Annotated in this window: 19 protein-coding genes; 1 reads left to right on the top strand and 18 read right to left on the bottom strand. The window is 49.0% G+C overall.

Translation table 11 applies throughout. From position 1 onward, the window contains the following. Positions 1 to 32: 32 nt before the first annotated feature. From ACJJIB_RS13745 to ACJJIB_RS13830, 18 genes are all read right to left on the bottom strand, one after another. The gene (locus ACJJIB_RS13745; protein WP_444886483.1) at positions 33 to 1,178 is read right to left on the bottom strand and encodes a hypothetical protein; all 1,146 of its coding nucleotides are present in this window, start codon (positions 1,176 to 1,178) and stop codon (positions 33 to 35) included. Next, entirely contained in the window at positions 1,175 to 1,726 is a 552-nt protein-coding gene (locus ACJJIB_RS13750; protein ID WP_444886484.1) for a DUF4365 domain-containing protein, read from the bottom strand. Before ACJJIB_RS13750 ends, ACJJIB_RS13745 begins: the two co-directional genes overlap by 4 nt. A 440-nt stretch (positions 1,727 to 2,166) precedes the next feature. Beyond that, a complete protein-coding gene (locus tag ACJJIB_RS13755) occupies positions 2,167 to 2,463 on the bottom strand; it encodes a head-tail joining protein (RefSeq protein WP_444886485.1) in 297 nt (98 codons plus the stop codon). A 7-nt stretch (positions 2,464 to 2,470) separates the two neighbouring features. Further along, entirely contained in the window at positions 2,471 to 2,842 is a 372-nt protein-coding gene (locus tag ACJJIB_RS13760) for a capsid cement protein (protein ID WP_444886486.1), read from the bottom strand. A gap of 100 nt (positions 2,843 to 2,942) precedes the next feature. Next, positions 2,943 to 5,066: a ClpP-like prohead protease/major capsid protein fusion protein gene (locus ACJJIB_RS13765; protein WP_444886487.1), complete on the bottom strand. Its 2,124-nt coding sequence runs from the start codon at positions 5,064 to 5,066 to the stop codon at positions 2,943 to 2,945. Positions 5,067 to 5,069: 3 nt separating this feature from the next. Next, complete coding sequence (locus tag ACJJIB_RS13770) at positions 5,070 to 6,560, bottom strand: phage portal protein (protein WP_444886488.1); 1,491 nt, start codon at positions 6,558 to 6,560, stop codon at positions 5,070 to 5,072. After that, a complete protein-coding gene (locus ACJJIB_RS13775; protein ID WP_444886489.1) occupies positions 6,557 to 6,775 on the bottom strand; it encodes a DUF6148 family protein in 219 nt (72 codons plus the stop codon). The genes ACJJIB_RS13770 and ACJJIB_RS13775 overlap by 4 nt, the downstream gene beginning before the upstream one ends. Beyond that, the gene (locus tag ACJJIB_RS13780) at positions 6,776 to 7,885 is read right to left on the bottom strand and encodes a terminase gpA endonuclease subunit (protein WP_444886490.1); all 1,110 of its coding nucleotides are present in this window, start codon (positions 7,883 to 7,885) and stop codon (positions 6,776 to 6,778) included. It lies immediately after the preceding gene. A 186-nt stretch (positions 7,886 to 8,071) separates the two neighbouring features. Beyond that, positions 8,072 to 8,773 carry a phage terminase large subunit family protein gene (locus tag ACJJIB_RS13785; protein WP_444886491.1) on the bottom strand — a complete coding sequence of 234 codons (702 nt, stop codon included), beginning with the start codon at positions 8,771 to 8,773 and terminating at the stop codon, positions 8,072 to 8,074. Between the two features lie 59 nt (positions 8,774 to 8,832). Next, positions 8,833 to 9,552: a hypothetical protein gene (locus ACJJIB_RS13790; RefSeq protein WP_444886492.1), complete on the bottom strand. Its 720-nt coding sequence runs from the start codon at positions 9,550 to 9,552 to the stop codon at positions 8,833 to 8,835. Beyond that, complete coding sequence (locus ACJJIB_RS13795; RefSeq protein WP_444886493.1) at positions 9,542 to 9,769, bottom strand: holin; 228 nt, start codon at positions 9,767 to 9,769, stop codon at positions 9,542 to 9,544. Before ACJJIB_RS13795 ends, ACJJIB_RS13790 begins: the two co-directional genes overlap by 11 nt. Next, positions 9,766 to 10,122, bottom strand: coding sequence for a hypothetical protein (locus ACJJIB_RS13800; protein ID WP_252084500.1), 357 nt, complete (start codon positions 10,120 to 10,122; stop codon positions 9,766 to 9,768). The genes ACJJIB_RS13795 and ACJJIB_RS13800 overlap by 4 nt, the downstream gene beginning before the upstream one ends. Then, complete coding sequence (locus ACJJIB_RS13805; protein ID WP_444886494.1) at positions 10,122 to 10,514, bottom strand: DUF5675 family protein; 393 nt, start codon at positions 10,512 to 10,514, stop codon at positions 10,122 to 10,124. The genes ACJJIB_RS13800 and ACJJIB_RS13805 overlap by 1 nt, the downstream gene beginning before the upstream one ends. Before the next feature lie 73 nt (positions 10,515 to 10,587). Continuing rightward, positions 10,588 to 11,316, bottom strand: a complete 729-nt coding sequence (locus tag ACJJIB_RS13810) for a hypothetical protein (protein ID WP_444886495.1) — start codon at positions 11,314 to 11,316, stop codon at positions 10,588 to 10,590. 503 nt (positions 11,317 to 11,819) lie between these two features. Next, positions 11,820 to 12,584: a substrate-binding periplasmic protein gene (locus ACJJIB_RS13815; protein ID WP_444886496.1), complete on the bottom strand. Its 765-nt coding sequence runs from the start codon at positions 12,582 to 12,584 to the stop codon at positions 11,820 to 11,822. A gap of 210 nt (positions 12,585 to 12,794) precedes the next feature. Beyond that, positions 12,795 to 13,181 carry a hypothetical protein gene (locus tag ACJJIB_RS13820; RefSeq protein ID WP_444886497.1) on the bottom strand — a complete coding sequence of 129 codons (387 nt, stop codon included), beginning with the start codon at positions 13,179 to 13,181 and terminating at the stop codon, positions 12,795 to 12,797. Between the two features lie 49 nt (positions 13,182 to 13,230). Next, positions 13,231 to 13,476 carry a hypothetical protein gene (locus ACJJIB_RS13825; protein ID WP_444886498.1) on the bottom strand — a complete coding sequence of 82 codons (246 nt, stop codon included), beginning with the start codon at positions 13,474 to 13,476 and terminating at the stop codon, positions 13,231 to 13,233. A gap of 26 nt (positions 13,477 to 13,502) precedes the next feature. Then, positions 13,503 to 14,216: a helix-turn-helix domain-containing protein gene (locus ACJJIB_RS13830; RefSeq protein WP_444886499.1), complete on the bottom strand. Its 714-nt coding sequence runs from the start codon at positions 14,214 to 14,216 to the stop codon at positions 13,503 to 13,505. 136 nt (positions 14,217 to 14,352) lie between these two features. On the opposite strand from ACJJIB_RS13830, the gene ACJJIB_RS13835 reads away from it, so the two are divergent. After that, a complete protein-coding gene (locus tag ACJJIB_RS13835) occupies positions 14,353 to 14,604 on the top strand; it encodes a LexA family protein (protein ID WP_444886500.1) in 252 nt (83 codons plus the stop codon). Positions 14,605 to 14,865: the final 261 nt, after the last annotated feature.

A 14,865-nucleotide genomic window follows, 5' to 3' on the forward strand; every position in this document is an offset into this window, starting at 1 on the left:
CTTCACAGCAGGAATATTCAATGTATTTATTTTTAAGTAACATAATCAAGATCACCATTCTTTTTTATCTGTATATCTTCAATTGAATTGAATTTTGCAATCATTTTTTTCGATGAAAGAAATGAATGAACTTCACCTGTAATCTGTACGGCATACTTCTTTGAATGAGCCCCAACGATCTCATCATAAATTTCTTTCGCAACGTCAAAGGTTATACCAACCTCTCTATTTTTATATTTTGTTTTCAATTTGGCACGACCATCTTCGTCTTTGTATCTTCTATGAAGATCTTCGATATTTCCTACCAAAGTAACTGATGCCTCTTTCCTTCTATTCTTAAGAAGTTCACCTAAAGTTCTAATTTTGGTAGAACTCTTCGAACTCAAAAACACCGACTTCTTGTAGCTTTCATCAATATCTTCTTTTGGCGACCATTCGAAAGTAAGCTCTAAATCCCTATGGGATTTTACACCAAACAACTTGAGTAGCGAGTCACATACCGTATTGGTAATCCCTTTTGATGTAAGTTCGTGAAGTTCAAACTCATCAAACTTGGATTCATCAGCATTTAACTCACAATCATCAAGAAACTCTGATATAAATCTGACCTTATCAAAGGTCTTTTCATTGATTAATCTTCCTAAGGATTTTCCTTGGTCAAACATCCCAGATACTTCACTATCCCCGATTTCATATAACGGTGAATCTAGACTGATGATGTAACTTCCTACCTGGGTCTGCCCCATCATAACTTCACTTTTGAACGCCAATATGTGTTTCTGCTTGTCTTTAAACTTATGCAAGCAGCGTGCACTATCTTTCAATAGATCAAACGTAGATGAATAGAGATCAATGCCCTCGTTAAAAGGTATACGACCTTTACTCACATCTCCCGCAACCACACGTACGAGCATACGGTCAAAAGTAGGAGATATAATTTTTCGTATTAGCTCCTCATAACCAAGGCTTTCTTTCGAGCATAATTGTGATAATGCGTCATCAACCAACGTCCGAAAGCGCTTATGCCCCTCATTGACTGGCAGAGTAATTTCATACATCGAGAGGCCTGGGAAAACCCAGATTTCAAACGACGTTCCTAAAGCATCTACCTTTAACCAACCTTTCGAAGTTAGGTAGCGCTCTAAGTCAGCAAGCGAAACATCCTCCATAGAAATCATAAGGTTCTGCCTCCCTCACTCAGGTTCTTCAATAAGTCAATTAATGTGACATTGTTAAACGGCTGAGAAAATGGAACTTCTACGCTTATGGTACTCTTATTTGGAACTTCGGGCTCACCTACCAGTCTAGTCCAGTAACCTGAAAATCTAAGCTGAGATGAAATCGGATTCCACTGAACCCATTCATTACTCGCCACGGGACAAAAAACAACAATCAGTATTTTAGGTAGATCGTCAGTTTCTCGAAGGTCGTTGTAATTCTTGATCGATAGTGGGTACCTAATACTTTGCATTTTCGAATCAAAATATTCGAATCGAGATGTACATTTTAGTTGCGCAAGAACTCTTGGCCTCTTCCACTTACCCGAAAACCCGGAGCCAATCAATTCAATATCAATGCTTTCATTATCTGTTCGCATTTCACTATAGTTAACACCCGCAGCAGCGCACATAGCTTTCACATAAGCATAACTATACTGCTCTTTTGCAGCAGCTATATCCAACCCCCCCTGTGTTACTGGGGGCAGGGTTGGTTGATACTCCTTCATCAAATTTTTTAGCATAATAATTTGATAGAAACCTTACTACTAAAAATGCGCGACCTAAAGCCACAATGGTTAACTCAAAAGCAGCATCTTTATATCACTCTCCTCTATATTCCTAAACTGCTTGCGCTTCATACTGCAGGAAAAAATTATGCGAATCGTTCAGTTATCCATAGTTGGTACAAAAGTGAGAAAAATGGGATATAGACCAGCTTATTAAATACACAGCATCTTTACTCTTTTGCCTACCTTTGCCTCCATTCTAAAAACCGATAAATTTCTAATTTGTATAAATGGATAGATTAAGCTGGGTTAATCTTTTTTATTAATTCAACTTCTTCGTATGTTTTTTTATTCCCCGGGCATCTCTAACAATCGAAGACCCTAATAAGCGCTATTCTGATAACTCCCCAAAACTGACGATAAGTAGATGTACCATCTATCTACCCATCCACCAGCACCCGCCAAACAACCCCATCATCCGACAGCCGCTTGCGCACCCTATACTCCACGCCACCAAGGGTAATCACCGCTGCTGAGTTGTAAGCCCCTACTTCACTCACCAACAGACTCAACTCGATACGCGGCACCCGCACGCGCTCATCCTCATCGAACTCGTCGATCTCTTGATCTTTAATCACACGGCAATCTACAGGCTCAGCCCCGCTACCGTCTGTATAGGTAGCGGGCTTGCCCCATTTGCGGAACGCGCGCTCTGCAGCTCTTTGGTCCAGATCCATGGATCACCTAAGCCTTCACTGTGCCCGGTACGCCGGTAAATTTTACCGCTAGGCTGGTAACACCATCGCCGGCAGCCTCTGCGGCAAAGGCGGTGGGGCCGGTGATATCGCCAGTTGCGGCTGTTGCGGCGCTGTTATCAAAGGCTGCTACGGATACATCCCAAGTGAGCGATTCGCCCTGGGCTATCACTGCACCGGATACCTTGGGCACGGTGAAGACGCCATCAATAGCAATCACACCAGATGTGCCCACGGCGATATCATCCATCGCTACACCCAGCACTGCGCCGACCGGTACTACCTGGCCAGAGGTAAAATCCGCGCTGGTGCTATTGGTGTAATCCAGCATGCGCCCGTCTTGCACAAAATTAGTAGCCATTGTCTTTCTCTCGATTGGGTTAAAACTGTCTCAATAAAAAAGGCCGCGATGTGCGGCCCTTTTCGGATTCTCTAAGGTTTGGTTCGGTTTAAGCTGGGTATTAGGTCTTGGGCGTTTTCACCATGCCTTTTGCATCCCAGGCTTTCGCGGCTGCGTCGAGGCGGACTTTGAATTCCACCCCATCGATATTCCAGCCGTTTTGCTGTTCCAGTACTGGGGCTTGCTGGCCATCCAGGTAAAGCACTTCGATGGTGTCATGCGCTACCGGGTCGGCATTGAGGTACCAACCATTGTGCCCGCTGAGGCGACCATCGGAGATCACGCTGGCAATATTGCGCACACTGTTCGGTACAGTGTTGGATTTCTCAGAAGCTCCAACTTCAAACTCTGACTCCAACGCAACCTTTGCGGCACCCTCGTCGGCAATATCACACAGCAGGAATTTGGGGCGGATATTTAGGAAAGCGGTGCCGTCCTTCTGTTTGCCCATCAATACCCGCGCGGCATCGATACTGGCTGTGTTAATGCCTGCCTTAGTAGCTAGGTTGCCATGGTCGGTATGGAATAAGGTCTTGCCATCGGCCATTTTGGGATTGTTGATCAGGATACTGAACACCAGATCCCCCACGGTGCGAATAGCAGCGAGACCCATTTTTTGTGGGATTCGGGTGAAGGCCCCCAGGTCGTCATTGATAATCGCCTGGCGAGTAATGGAGAAGAGCTCACCGTAAGTGGCCAGTGCGGCAGTCTCGGCGCGCTCGCCGATACTCACATATTTAAATTCTGCCCCGGGGGCCACTTGGCGCAGTGAGGGGAAGGTGCCAAGATCCGTGCGAGTAGCTATCTTGAAATCGCTTAAATTTCCAGTGGCGGTAAACTGCGGAAACACCTCTGCCGCTTCAGAGTACCCCTTCAGCATCGATTTATTAGCAATATTGCCGAGGACCGTCGCGAAGTCACCAGAGCTATGGGTAAACGCTGCGGCAACCACGCCCATTTTATCCAGGCCCGCTAAATTCTGTCCGTGGGCGTGCATCAACATGCGGGCAATTTCCAGCATGGTATAGCCGGCCATACTATTCCCTTCGGTGCGCTTCTCGCCAAAGGCGCGCATGGCAATCGCGTTTTCAGCGTCTGCCTTGATGCGTTTGATGCCCTCGCCTTCCTGCACCACCACGCTGTAGCTTTGCACTGGAGTTGGAGTTTGATTACCCAGGGCAGTGAGCAACTGGTCTTTGGCCTTTTCCGCGGTGCAGTCCATATCATCCAGGCAGGATTGCATTACCGTGCTGTGCGCTTCGAAGCCCTTAAAAACGGCTTTGATAGTGTCTTTGCGCTTTTGCTCATCCGCTGCAAATTGTGCTCTGGCATCGGCAACAATCTGCGCTTTCATTTCTGGGGTAACCTCAGTCGCAGCGGTTGCAGCTGGCGTAGTGGAGGTGGTTGTAGTCATGGCTTGCGCCTCCTTGGTCTGGTGTGGGTTGTCTGCAACCGCAGACTGAGTAGATGAATTATTGGAAGCTGAAATATATTTTGTGATAGCAGCGGTAAGTTCAGAGGAATCCCCTGAACCATTTACCAATACGCTGTGGGTTACTTCCGCAGCGCTTTGAGTGCGGATCGCTTCAGGTGTGTTTTTGAAAGCCGATACCAAGGATTTGCTGGCGCAGGCCTGCATCTCTATTGCTTCGGTGGTGTCACTGGCAAATCCAGCAGCTACCGCTTCCTCGCCGATATACCAAGTCTCCTCATCCATTAATGGTAAGAGCCGTTCAGTATCTAACCCGGTTGCATCAGAATATTCACGGGCCATCACATCGCGTACTCTGGCCAGTAAATCGCGAGCCTTTTCCATAGCCCGATAATCTCCCGACGCACTACGGGCTGGGTTATGGATCATGAAGTAGCCGTTTGCGGCAATGTGCCTTTTTTCAGGCTTTGCTGTGAGGAACAGAATGGTTGCCATGCTTGCACAGAGCCCATCAATCCAGCATTCAATTTCGGCTGGATGTTCCTTCAGTAAGGTATACATAGCAGTACCGTCGTACACGCTACCACCGGGCGAATTGAAACGTAGATTAATCTTGCTGATGTTACCCAGTGTGCGTAGATCCCTAGCAAATACACTTGCAGGGATTCCCCAGGCTCCGATCTCGTCATAAATAAAAACTTCAGCTACGCCATTGGCCTGGGCCTTCATGTCGTACCAGGATTGATCAGGCATAAGTCACTCCTTCTCGGATTCAGTTTCTTGCACGGGGACCGCAGCGCGTTTGCTTGGGGTGGTGATGTCGTTTTCTTTCAGCTTTCTCTGCCAAGCAGCGGTTTGCTTAATAACGTCATCAGGTTTTTTGCCACGGCGACGGATGGTCTGCTGTGGGCTGACCAATACATTTTCCAGAAGGGTTTCATCGGCGCTGGCTTCGTGGGCTGGATTAATCCAGGGCATCACCGGGGTAATAAAGTCGACATGCATCAGGGTGGCCGGATTGACATCAGCCGGTACTTGAAAGGCATCTGCCAGTAACCCCATTTGCACCCAACGCCGGGTGACCGGTTCCACGATCTCCTCGCAAAATTCCAGGCTGAGGGTTTCGTAATTGGTCCACTGCTCCACTAGTTCCTGGCGCTGCGCACTATAAGTCCCGTTGTAGTTTTTGCTGATACTGCTAAAGCTGGCCATGGTGCCGGCGGCGGCCATGCGGTGCATGGTTTCCAAGAATGGGGTTAGCAGGCCACTGGGGCGATTGCTCTGGATGGTGCCGACAGATTCCCCGGGGCGGAGATCGTCATAGATGGCACCGGCACGGATGTCGAGAATACGCTTTCCTTCACTATCCCAAGCATCATCATGCTCATAAGTATCAGGGCTGCCCTTCTGAATAAAACCCACCATGGCCGAGGCAATCTTGGCGGCAACACGCTCGTTTTCTTCATAGTCTTTAATATCGTTGAGGCGATTCATTACTGCGGCAAAGATGGAAACCCCTCGGGTTTGGTGCAGACGGCGCACAAATTTCAGGTGCTCGATATTTTCCGCACTGTGGCGCCTGCGCTTTATCCGCCAGTTAAAAGAGGCTCCAGAGTGCTCGTCATAGAGCCAGAAGGCCTTGGCTTCGCCCCAGGCGGATTTCTCAATACCCTGCACTATGCGTTTGCTGGGATCGTTGTAATCCACCGGAAGGAAGTCCGGCTCCAGGCATTCAATGGTGTAGGGCACATTGGTACGGTGCTTTAAGCCAGGCACTGTGCCCTGTAGGTGCCGCAACAGGGTTTCGCCATCGCGCAGCCAGGTATTGCACAACAGCCGCTGAGATTTGCCCCAACTGAATTGCCGGGTGCATTCCGGGCGCCGCGCCCATTCCTTGTGAGCCTCATTCATTTGGCTGGCGAGACCTTCGTGAATATCGCCATCCCAGGTTTTAGGTTGGAATTCCACATCGATACCGCGCGGGCCGACAATGTTGTTGACCAGGGTGGTGAGAATGCCAAAGGCAAAATCGTGGTTTTGCTCCAGGTGCCGGGCTTGGCCGCGCAGTGTTTCCACACTGCCTTCAATGACTAAATCCCCACTGCGGTTATCACCGGGGTTTTTCCTCAGCCGGCTTGGCCGTGCCGCTTCATAGGCGGCGGCGATCTCCAGGGCGCGGCGGGCTTGCACACGGCGCAGGGCGGCCTCGGGCGCAAAGAACCCGATAACAGAATCCAGTTTGTTCATGAGTAAAAGTTCGCGTTGGCGGGTCCGCGGCGTTTGCCGACAGCCTTGAGTTTTTCTTGCTGTGCGCGGCGCTCCCACTCCTGACGACCAGCGCGGATTTCCTGCAGGTTCTCTGCAGTAAATTGGCGGCCGTTAATCACCGTGGTTTTACCGGCGAGCACATCTAGCTCGGCCTCGATATAGAGGTCGACCATGGCTTGTGCGGTTTTCGACATTTAACTATCCAGTAGGGAGCCCACCGGCTGTGCTGGCCGGTGTAGTTTTTTCGGGGCTGGCTGAGATTGATCCGGTGATATTTCCGGTTCGCTAAACAGGGTGCGCTGGCCCAGCTGTGATTCAATGCTGGACCATTTTTTTTCGTTGTATTTATGCATGCCCTTGGCGTGGGCTGCGTGTAGGGCATAGACCTCGGTATCGGTGCCCTCGTTGGGTCTGCCGGGGCGCTGCTGCCAGGTTTCCCGACCTTTATTTTTTTTACTGGGGGCTTTCACTTCGGCAGTCACCTGTTCCCAGTAGTCCTGCCGTACATGTTTGCAGCTGTGCATATAGGCACTAGTGCCAAGCAAGCGCTTGGCGATCAGGTCTTTCGCCTTGTGAGTACCCACGATATACACCCGCACTCCGTAGCGGTCGGCCTTGGTACGGCGCTTGGGATTGTTGTAATCCACCTGTCTGGGTTGGGAAAAGATTTCCTTGGTGCCGAAGTCGTTACTGTCACCCTTAATGGCCATCACCAAGATACCGCGGTGTTTCTTATCGCGGGTTCTCACCCAGTGATAGACCGCGTTGCTGGTGCCCCCATCGGAGGAATCGATGCTTACCGCGGCTGCGCGGATCTCACCAAAGCGTTCGTGCTTAAAAGGCTGGAATACCAACTTGTCCAGGGCGTCCCAGCAGCTATCACGCTTGTCCGCAGTATCGCCATCGATCTCGCCCCAGAACATCTGCCAGCTTTCTTCATTGCGCCCGAAGGCGCGGATAGTGATCGCCAGGCGGTCGTGTTGCACATCGATGCCCACCGTTACCAGCAGGCCGCCAGCGGGGCAGAATAATTCCGGGTAGTCCTCTGCGGCTTTCTGCAACTCTTCGTGGTCTAGCAAGCGACTGGCGGCGTACTGGTAAGGCCGGCCCAGTTTGTTGTTCTGGAATACGATACGTGCGGATTCATCGCCGCTTTTGGCTTCGTGTTCGGCTTCGAGAAAATCCCGCACCACATCGGCGAGGCCAGTGCCGGGGATACACACATAGAGCTCTGAGAGCTCCATAAAGGTTTCTACCGGTTCGATTTCTTCCTCTGCAAAATCTTCACCGCATTGGGTTTTCATCCAGCCGGCAAAGTCATCGCCATTTTCTCGCGCCGTTTTACAGGTCTGCAGAATATTGGCCTGGCGGCGGTAGTCATCCCATTCGCTGCCACATTCCGGGCAGCCATAGATAGCCGTATCAGGCTGATGTAGGCCGAATACGGGGTGCGGTATGCCCTCTTCTTTCTTCAGCCAGCTGACGTTTTCCTAATCCAATACATGGGACTCACCGCAGTCGTGACAGGTCACCGGCAGCACGCGCATGGTGCCGAGCTTGGTGTAGTGCTCTACCTGGGAGAGATCTGCTACCGCAGGTGTGCCACCAATAATTAATTTTTTATTGCGCATGCGCTTGAGGCGTTCGCGCAGGTGGCGAATGGAATCGTCCTGATCACCAACGTCTTTGTTGGTATCGTCCGGCTCCTCCACATAGCCCCGGCGGGCCGTGGTGGATTTCACATTGGAAATCGAGTTGGAGCCAATGGTGCGCACTTCACCACCGGGGAATTTCTTACGCGTCGAGCGGCTGCCGCCCTTGCGGCTGGTGGTGACATCGATCACCCGATTCACCGCTGGTGAGCCTTCGATAATCGGCACCAGCTTTTCATCCATAAACAGCCGGCCTTTTTCATCCTTGGGAAACAGCATCAGGATGCGGGCCGGTTCGGTGACGGCGACCTTACAAATATCGGTGGCCAGCAGAACCGTCCAACCGATCTGCGCGGCCTTCTGCATTACCACCATCCACGACACTGGATTATCCAGTGCGTGCATTACGCCCAAGAAATAGGGCACATAATCGTTGCGGTAATAGCCGGCGTTATCGCTATCCTCCGAGGGCAGTTTGATATTGTCCGGCAACCACTCAATCAGCGGGATTTTAGGCTGCGGTATCCAGGCCTGGCGCACCTCCTCTAAAAAAGCGGGGTCCGAATCACCCGTGTGTTGGCCCCCTCAGGAGGACCCGTTCAACGTCTTTTTGCGGTCGCAATCGCATGATCCATGGCCTTATCCAGTTCAATCGGCAGGTGCCGCCGCGCTATGCCTTCGGCAATGCGGATAAATGGGAATCGCTTGCGGTAGTCTGGCTTCCCCTTGAGGAATATCAGAATGGGCTTAACCGTTGGCCGGCTCTTACCGCCTGCCCTCTTCCAAACGCCTAAGACACCATTAACTTTGCCAACGAAATATTTGCCCTTCTTACCCTGCGCACTACCTCTACCACTTGTAGAGCCAGGGTTGCCCCGCAATTCAGCCAGGATTTTTTTATAGGTTCCTACCGAGATATTCCCATGCTTGTTTAATCTCGCCGCTTCACCATGCACCACATACATACCAACAGGCAGGACACTCATATGCCGAAGGGCTCGCTCAAAGCGCTTATCGTTCCGGTTCACATCCATAATCGACAGGGCCAGATATTTACTCGGTGCAGTTCCGTTGGAAACCTGATCACGGATAAAGACTTTGGCAATGCCAGAACGCTTCGTGGCTTTCTTTACCAATACAGAGTTCAGCGTTAACTTTGCAGGGTTTGTAAATACACGCCCCATCGCTGAGCGCTCTTCTCCCCGTATACGAAAGGCCACGTTATTTAGGGCAACCGAGCTGGCATAAGGCAATTGCTTTTTTAATTCAGCAGATGCTTGATCAAACTTTGAAGTATCCAGCTTCACACTAACGTCCATCGTCCCCGCCCTGCTGCTCTTGCAGCTTCGAGCGCTTGTGGTTGTAATACCAATTCACAATGAATCCACTCAAAGCAATCAAGAAACCACCCACCGCCAATAACTCTTGTGCTGCATACCCACCGACTACCGCTGTACCCGCAGCAACCGTAGTGGTTGCACTGGCGATCTTTTGAACCATGGCTTCCCTCGCTGCCTCTTGAGCTACAGTGTTCACCGCTTAACCTCACTCACCCACGACTTCACGAAATAGAAGCCGATGATGATGCTGTAAGGCTGCACAACCACATCCACCAGCAGGCCCTTCAGGTCTGCTACAAAAGGCGCTTTAAAAGCCATGGCCGCCGCAATAAATAAAACCAGCAGCGCCCAAACCAATGTCACCAGAAAGGCAATTAATCGTCGTGCCCGATTCTGCGGCTGCGTGGCTTCTAGGTATTTGAGATACCAACGGGATTTTTCCTCATTGGTAAACCACACCGCATCCACGGTATTCACAGTGGCATCCAGCACCTTGCCCGCAGATTCTGGGCCAGCAAATAAACCCTTTACTCCAGACCAAATACCCATCACGGATACTCCGGCACATAGTGCGTAATTGTCAGATCAAACTCAGGCGGGAGCAGCTCTCGCAGCTGCTGCATTGCCTTGCGGGATTGCATCACCCACCAGCCACCGGGAGCCAGGCCAGAACCAATACCAATACAGCCCTGCACATCCGCCGAATAATTAGCGGTGTGGATCAATATTTTTCTGCGGCCAGGGACTTCCTGTAGCTCCCACACATTGGGGAACCTTGGTGAGTTATAGGGATTACAGGAATACACCCCTTCAGGAATACAGCTCTCGAACGGACGATTCCCCAACCACGGGCGCTCTACCGTATGAAACACACAGTCACGCACTCTCAGCCGCCCCAATGTGGCATCAGGCCCATAGGCGAATCGCGTTAATTCAAACATGAGGTATTAGCTCCCGGATTTCGGGCACAAAAAAGCCCGCATAAAGCGGGCTCCTTGAAAGTAGCGAAATTAATTAATCCGCTGGATTGGTGCAGAAGGGATCACATGGCGTTGCACCGCCTGCAACTCGCACTTGCCCTAAATTTACACTCTTTGAATGTGCGCCATCATTAATGGTAGCCATCACCATATAGGTGCCACCAAAATCAGTATAAAGAGTTGTGTATGGGGTTGAAGTAACCTTCTGGTAATTAGTACCAGGGTAAGTCATATTTGAAAAATACCAAGTATAAGTAACCTTCGCTCCCTCAAGAGCTGCCTTGGAGTATGAAGTATCGTAAGAACTGTTTACTGCTGCATATATTCCAGCATTAGCATTCAACGCTTTTACCGAGATAGTGGGGGCAGACTGAACATTAATGTTTTTACACAGATTAGTTTTACCGCCAACCTCAGCCGGAACCGGTATCCCTATCGATACATAATTTGAGCCACGGGTTGGGAAGTTGATATTCTTTTTCGCCACCCACTTGAAGTCTTGGTAACTGTAATCATCAGCACCAACATAACCTTCCTTAGTGTTAAATAAAGCAGTTTCTTTATAGAATGCCGAACCACCTTCATGCTCATAGGTTTTAGTAGAGCCAGCTATAACGTACCTATCCCCCTTAACCTTGCTCGTATCTCCACCAAGCCCTAAAGAAGTGCAATAGTCATACTTATATGGAGTTGCTGCAAATGCAGCAGATGTAGCAAAAACCGAAGCAACAGCCAAAGCAAATGACAAAACTACCTTTCTCATTCAAAATTTTCCTTGAGATTCTTTTTAACTAGTAACCCAACCTTCATTAGCATTCAATTTAAATATTTCAAATGGTTGGCGCGCAATACATTACAAATTAATTTCACTACAAACAAGAATCATGAGATTCAGATCATCTCATTTAGAACATCTTCACAAAAAAAACCTGACTAACCTGACCAACCTGGCAGAACAAAATATGTATACAATCATTAATGTCGGTTAATCCATTAATGGATTTTAACTTTTAAACATTTAATAAATTCAGAATAAAAAGAGCTAACCATCAGGACGGCCAGATATTTTAGGCACAAAAAAACCGGCTTAGGGGCCGGCTTAAGAAAGGATGATCGGTCGCTATGCATACAGCTCGACAGCTTGCCCAAGATTATTCTTTTGATGGCTAGCTGTCAATAAATACAGTTTGTATGTATGTATGCACAGATTAGAAATTAGCGTACCAGTAAATCCTAAAAGCCTCTAATAGCATCTAGATCACCAGCTCATTCGCAGATATTTGCCTTTTCCTGAATGCCATGTTTCCTAAGAAGCTTTGCATATTCACCTGTAGAACAAAGACGGGCCAGTCCTTTATTGAACTCATCTCTGGTCTTTTCATCCTTAAACGCCATTTTAAATTTCGATACCGGTAAAAAGACCTTGTGAGTATCCACCTCATCCATTGAGTGCCCCTGATTCATGGAGAAGTGAGAAAAAATACTCTTATCGATAATGGCAATAGAATCTTCGTTCTTCCAGAAATCCCGGACCTGATCTCGTGAATCTTGTATCTCGACATAATTTTTGCTACCTGCCCCTCCAGGCGAGAAAAGGCGCTCAAATTCTGGCCCTAGATCCAGGTGAGCCCCCTTCCAGGCAATGACATGGTGCCCTACAAGATCGTTCACATTATCTATTTTAATATCTTCACTCTTGCGGCTAATTGCGTAATTAACAAACCCAACATAGTTATTTGAGAAATAATGGCCACCCGTCTCGCCATGCTCATACACATTCGTCTCAGCATCTGCTATGCCATTTTTAATAGCATTTTGAATATCCCCCCAACCCATCTGCAAGAATTTTATTGAATACCCAGGCAATGCCTGCTGGATTATTTCGACTTCAAGCCCACTCTTCGCATTATCAGCAACATAAGGAGGTGCATCATTAGCTATAGCGACTTTTAACTCCGACGTATTAGCAAATAAAGGTAACCCAAGCAGCAATGGGAACAAGACTAGCAGCTTTAAGGTCTTGTTTCGCATAGTAAAACTCCTTAATAGCAGGAAATTCTTAATACTTAAATAGCAGGTTAGGCCAAAACATAGATACTATGTAAAAATACGATATCGAACACAATCGACCTTAACTGTTAATAAGGCTTAATAATTAAGGCACCAATGGCCAGAGCAAATTGATATAATAAAAAATTGTACTTAATTAATTGGAAGGGAAAGGGCCTTTCCTCATCCCTGCTAAAGCCTCTCTCGCATCTTGTAGCCCACTTCTATGCTGGACTCAATGATTTGGCATAGAATCTTAATGCTAGCTACCGATTTTTTTGCCACCTTTGCCACCTCTTGCAATTCCCATCTTCGGAAGTAACGGAGCCAAAATACTGTTAACTCAACTCTGGCTTTATCTTGGTTATTGCGCCCCTTTACCGCTCGAAGGTACATACCAACAACTTGATCAGTTTCCTCCGCCCTTCCTTCGTTCACCGGTTCTGGGTTCTCTCGATAATTTGACTTCATATTCCTAGCAAAGGAGGACATACGGGGCCAGGATACTGAATCTCCTGCTCTCTCCTGGTAGGCTCGGGACCACTCCCACAACAGTTCACGTACACCTAATTCGGACATTGCCCCTCCCCCTTCGAATCTTTAAAGCCAAAACCAGCCAAGCACCCCATCAAGCAGCCTGCGGCATACTCTCGAAATAATCCTGAAGTCGCCTTTCGGCTGCATGCAAATTGTCTCGGTGATAGGTGCCCAGGTAATTTATGTGACCCTGGTTTATCCAGAATTGGGTAACCACCGTATTCGCGAACACAACCTCCACGAGGTGAGCGTACTTGGTGCGGAATACGGCTAGGGGGCTGCTGGGGTTGGTTGTGGAAATCCTTTCGATGGCTTCTGGGATGGTGACTGTGCACATGGTGAGCTCTCCTTGGTGATTGGGTTTTACCAGTTGGTATCCGTTGCGATTTCGACTGCGCTGAGGTTTCGCGTTAGCCGCTGCCCTGACGCCCGAGGTTGCGGAGTGATGTATTTCTCGCGTTTTAGCCAGTTGCGCCAGGTGGCGAGCCAATCGAGTTTTACGCCCCGCTGGCCGGGTTGGGATATCCAGTAATCGCGGAAGCTTTCGGCAATGTCGTGGATTCGGGGGATCAGATCTGGGCGGAGGCGTTGGGCTTCGGTACGGAATTTGTCCGTGAGAATCCAGTTTCCAGGCAAGCGTGTGCCGCGTTTGGGGTTGGCGCGATTTGGAACTGCGCCTCTCTCTACTGGTTTCTTATTGGTTCTTACTGGTTCTATAGAGAAGGACGTGTTGTCATTTTCACCGGTTGGGTGCACAGATTTCACCGGTTCGTGTTTTATTTTCACCGGTGAAGATTTTTCACCGGTGAAATCATTGCACCGGTTTACGTGTAGAAAGAGGTCATAATTGGTCCTACGTCCGTTGGATTTTTCGGCGCTCAGGTAGCCCAGCTCTTCCAACTCTTCGATGGCATTAATCACCGAGCGCTTTGTGCATTGCGCAACATCGGCCAGGTAGGCATTACCCTGGTCACACTGCCCCGTGTCACTGTTATGGCAATCGGCCACCGCGATTAAAACTAGCTTTGCTGCTGGTGTTCTGGGTCCTGCGTTTAATGGCCCATGCCGCAGCTTCAAAGCTCACACCCACCTCCTGTATAAATTCCCATATAGCGCAGTAGATCTATTAGAGCCTGGGGAAGCCGAAGCTTGGTTGCCCTGCCCCGGTACTCACTCAGGCCGCGCTTACGCATTACGAGTGAATGGCAATAGCATGACTAGCCCTTACCCAGCCCAGCGCTCTTATCCAGAGGGGAAAACAATATTTGTCGACCCCGACAAACCTCTGACCAATGGCTGCCGAGTTATCGCCAAAATAAATGGTGAGGTCACCTTCAAAAGCTATGCAGAAGACATGGGCCATATTTATCTACGCCCCATCAACCCAACCTACTCCCCGATGGAAGTTACAGGCAAAAATATATCCTTTTGTGACGTAATTATTGGCTCCTACACCCCTGAGTAGGACAAAAAAAAGCCCGCATTAGTGGGCCTTTCTGAATGCTGAGAGTCACAATAGAATTTTTTTGACCATCTCAACTTCAATAACACCGCGAGAAACACAGTTCAAAGTGAGATCCTGTGCCGGCTTCCCCGGTAAGTATTCGCCCTGAATGTTTGAACGAACAATCACATCCCTATCATCAACAACCACATTAAAGGCAACTTCTGTCTTGGTGTAATTATCCTCTAAATAATCTCTGCCCTCGTTAGCACCACAATTGGC

This window comes from Microbulbifer mixtoriginis (SeqCode) (genome assembly GCF_052467705.1).